This is a genomic window from Microbacterium sp., assembly GCF_031988965.1.
Taxonomy (GTDB): Bacteria; Actinomycetota; Actinomycetes; order Actinomycetales; family Microbacteriaceae; genus Microbacterium.
The window spans coordinates 1-3,772 of the sequence record NZ_DALZXX010000206.1 but is presented as its reverse complement, the minus strand read 5'-3'; the positions used below and the strand labels follow the sequence as shown (position 1 = coordinate 3,772).

Below are 3,772 nucleotides of genomic sequence, written 5' to 3'. Positions count from 1 at the left end.
GTCGCGTGCGTCTCGGCCCCGGGCGCGAGCTCGGCGAGAGTGCGGCGGAGGGCGTCGACCAGCAGGGGAAGGCTCACGCCGGCCTCGGCGGCCTTGATCTCGTCGAGGCCGACGTAGAGCGCGAAGCCGCGCGGCGAGCGGACGGCGGGAAGATCGGCGGCGAGCGGTGCCTCGTCGGACCGCGCGGGAGCGGTGCGGACGGCGGCGGAGACGGAGGGACGCTCGAGAAGAGTGGTGTTCGACATGATGATGAAGTCCTCAGGACGTGAGCCGGAGAGAGGCTCGGATGCGTTGCATGAATGACCGGGCGAGCCGGGAGAGCGAGCAGGGGTGGGTGCTCGGTGACCGTTCTCGCAGATCGCGAGAGTCAGGTCAGACGGAGTGGCTGTTCGTTCAGCGACACATTCGGCAACACATGCCAACGCGACCGGGCATCATCATCCCGGCAGTCCTGTTCGCCTCCTGGGCGGACAAAGGGCTTGCGTTGGTAGTCATGGGGGGATTATGTCCCAAGAAGTCCGGGCGTGTCAAAACGGTCATTCGTAAAGGATCTGGGCGTAACGTGGGGCGGGTGAGCACTTCGTCATTGGCATCCGGGTTCATCCTCACCGACGAGAAGGACGCATCTCGATACACGTTGATGCGCGATGGGCAGCTCGTCAGCGTGCTCGACTACCGCGACGACGGGAGCACCATCGCCCTCACTCGCGCCTTCACAGTGCCGACTTTCCGCGGCCACGGCTATGCCGGAGCCGTGGTGGAGGGTGCTGTCGCCGACATCGAGGCCCGGGGTGACCGCAAGGTCGACGCGGTGTGCTGGTATGTCGCTGACTGGTTCGCCGCCCACCCCGATCACTCCTCGCTGCTGCGCACCCGCTGATCCTGCGGCCGTGTGACGCTGTGTTACGCGGTGTCGCTCTGAGAGGATGACAGCATGAAACTCGCCGAGGCCCTCACCGCCCGCGCTGATCTGCAGCGTCGGATCGAGCAGCTCCGTGTTCGCATCACCGCCAACGCGCGGTACCAGGAGGGCGAGGAGCCTGCGGAGGACGCCGCGGCCCTGCTCGTCGAGGCCGACTCCGATCTCGCGCGACTGCGGGACCTGATCCGTCGAATCAACGCGACCAACTCCCGCCTCGATCTGGGCGCCGACGGCACCATGACCGACGCTCTCGCCGCCCGCGATGTGCTGAGGCTGCGGCATTCGCTGCTGGTGGATGCCGCGGCGGCGGCATCCGGTGCGTCGACCGTGTTCCGGCAGATGCGGTCGGAGCTCCGGCAGCTGGCCGCGCTCCCCGTCGCCGATCTGCGGGCGCAGGCGGATGCCGCGGCGAAGGAGCTGCGTGAGCTCGACAATCGGATCCAGCAGGCGAACTGGACCCGCGAACTGGAGGAGTAGAGCGGAAGTCGGTAGTCACGCCGAGGCGGACACACCCCCAGCCGGAGGGGCAATTCCGGCCCTGTCGGGCGGAGGGCAGCCCAGATTCGCATCGCGCAGCCCCGCATCCCACACAGGTGACCGCGCATGAGCACGGTGCATCACCACGTGTCGATCGATGTGACGAGGGTGGGTCAGGGGACCTTCCGCTCTTCTCCTCGCCATCTCCTCGCCGTTCAGCGGCACGCCTCGGACCGAATGTCCGTGGTGGTTCGTAGCGTGTGAACATGCGAATCCTGCACACCTCCGACTGGCACATCGGCCGCACCTTCCATGGCAACTCGACCATGGACGCGCTGGCCGAGGTCCTCGGAGCGCTCATCGTGCAGGTGCGGGAGCACGAGGTCGACGTCGTGGTGGTCGCGGGCGACGTGTTCGACTCCGCGACCCCTGCCGGTGCTGCTTACACGCTCCTCGGCGACGCCCTCCTGGCCCTGCACGAGACCGGGGCGACCGTGATCGTGACCAGCGGCAACCACGACTCGGCGGCGCGGCTGGGCTTCCAGGCCCGTCTGCTGCGCGACGGCATCCACGTGCTCACGGATCCGTTCGCGATCGGTGAGCCTGTCACCGTGACCGACGACGACGGACCGGTGCACTTCTTCGGCATCCCGTATCTCGAGCCGGCCATCGTCAGGCAGCACTGGGCTGACGCCGAACTGCGCACTCAGGCGCAGACGCTCGCCCACGCCATGGCGATCGTACGTGAGGGCATGCAGGCGAATCCGGGTCGCTCGGTCGCCGTCGCCCACTGCTTCGCCGCGGGTGTCGACGCGACCGTCGGGCTCGAGCGCGAGGTCCGCCAGGGCGGACTCGACGTCGTGCCGCTCGCCGTGTTCGACGGTCCCGACTACGTCGCGCTCGGGCACATCCACGGACGTCAGCAGATCAGCGAGCGGGTGCGGTACTCGGGTGCGCCGCTGCACTACAGCTTCGGTGAGCAGAACAAGCCGCGCGGGTCTTGGCTGGTCGACCTCGACGCGACGGGACTGTCGTCGGTCGAGTGGCTCGATCTGCCGATCCCTCGCCGGCTGGTCACGCTGACGGGCCCGCTCGACGAGATCCTGTCGGACGCGAACGTCGCCGCGCACGCCGACGACTGGGTGTGCGCGGTGTACACCGACGCGCTCGCTCAGACCGAGCCGATGCGACGGCTGCGCGAGCGCTATCCGCATTGCGCCATGGTGCAGCATCAGCCGTCCGAGACGGCCGAGACCGTCGAACGCTCGTATGTCGATCGGCTCCGCGGCGCAGTGACCGATCCCGAACGCATCGAGGCCTTCCTCGAGCACGTCCGCTCGGGGCACGGTGCCACAGAGCGCGAGGGCGAGCTCATCCGAGAGGTGCTCGACGACCGCGTGCGCGCCGAGGCCCTGATCTAGTCCGTGACGGTCGTGCCCGGTGACGCTCCGACAGCGAAGAGGATGCTCTGATGCGACTGCATCGACTGCAGGTCGAAGGATTCGGCCCGTTCCGCGAACGACAGGTCGTGGACTTCGACGAGTTCGCCGATGACGGCATCTTCCTGATCGCCGGTCGTACCGGCGCCGGAAAGTCGAGCATCCTCGACGCCGTCTGCTTCGCTCTCTACGGCGGTGTTCCCCGATACGAAGGCGGCGAGAAGCGACTCCGGAGCGATCACTGCGAACCCGACGATGTGACAGAGGTCGTCGTCGAGTTCAGCACGTCGGCCGGACGGTACCGCGTCACACGCTCGCCCGATTACGAGCGCCCCAAGAAGCGCGGGGGCGGCACGACCGTGCAGTCCGCCGCAGTACAGCTCGACATGCTCGTCGGTGGCGAGTGGGTGGGAGTGGCCGCACGAGAGCGCGAGGCCGCCCACGAGCTCGACGAGATCCTGCAGCTGAGTCGCGAGCAGTTCCTCCAGGTGATCCTGCTCGCGCAGAATCGGTTCTCGGAATTCCTGCTGGCTGGCAGTCGAGACCGTCAGGCCCTGCTGCGACGCCTGTTCGGCACCGAGCGCTTCGAAGACGTGCAGGCGCGCTTCGATGAACGGCGCAGGGCCGCAGAGCACGCGCTGGGCACACGAGTCGCGACGGTCGCCGCCAGACTCGACGAGGGTGAGCGACTCGTCGCGAGCGCCGATCTGGGCCGCAGCGCCGCAGACGACTCCGACGAGCAGCCGATGGTCTCGGACCCGCGTCCGGCCGCGGTGACCGCCGATGAGCGTCTCGCTGACCTGCGGCAGGCGAGAGCACGCGCCGACTATCGGGCGGAGCGGCGTGCGGCTGAGCGCGATGATGCCGAGAGAGCGTCAGCCGCGGCCGACGCCGCCCTCGCGACAGCGCGGGAGGAGCAGCGGGCCCAGGTCGA

General features: G+C 68.4%; 4 protein-coding genes and 1 pseudogene. 4 read left to right on the top strand and 1 reads right to left on the bottom strand.

Translation table 11 applies throughout. From position 1 onward, the window contains the following. A pseudogene (locus tag RTM68_RS17575) lies at positions 1 to 245 on the bottom strand (winged helix family transcriptional regulator); the annotation flags it as partial. 395 nt (positions 246 to 640) lie between these two features. On the opposite strand from RTM68_RS17575, the gene RTM68_RS17570 reads away from it, so the two are divergent. The 4 genes from RTM68_RS17570 to RTM68_RS17555 form a co-directional block, all read left to right on the top strand. Further along, positions 641 to 880, top strand: a complete 240-nt coding sequence (locus RTM68_RS17570) for a GNAT family N-acetyltransferase (protein WP_312173444.1) — start codon at positions 641 to 643, stop codon at positions 878 to 880. A 54-nt stretch (positions 881 to 934) separates the two neighbouring features. Further along, positions 935 to 1,399, top strand: coding sequence for a DIP1984 family protein (locus tag RTM68_RS17565; RefSeq protein ID WP_312173442.1), 465 nt, complete (start codon positions 935 to 937; stop codon positions 1,397 to 1,399). A 266-nt stretch (positions 1,400 to 1,665) separates the two neighbouring features. Beyond that, positions 1,666 to 2,820 (top strand): exonuclease SbcCD subunit D, encoded by a 1,155-nt coding sequence (locus tag RTM68_RS17560; protein ID WP_312173440.1) that lies wholly within the window; start codon positions 1,666 to 1,668, stop codon positions 2,818 to 2,820. A gap of 50 nt (positions 2,821 to 2,870) precedes the next feature. Beyond that, on the top strand, positions 2,871 to 3,772 hold a 902-nt coding region (locus RTM68_RS17555; protein WP_312173437.1), incomplete at its 3' end, for an SMC family ATPase.

Bases quoted from the DNA above. Each gene is read 5' to 3' on its own strand.
- RTM68_RS17570 (WP_312173444.1), top strand. From the start codon at position 641: ATGCGCGATGGGCAGCTCGTCAGCGTGCTCGACTACCGCGACGACGGG.
- RTM68_RS17560 (WP_312173440.1), top strand. From the start codon at position 1,666: ATGCGAATCCTGCACACCTCCGACTGGCACATCGGCCGCACCTTCCAT.
- RTM68_RS17565 (WP_312173442.1), top strand. From the start codon at position 935: ATGAAACTCGCCGAGGCCCTCACCGCCCGCGCTGATCTGCAGCGTCGG.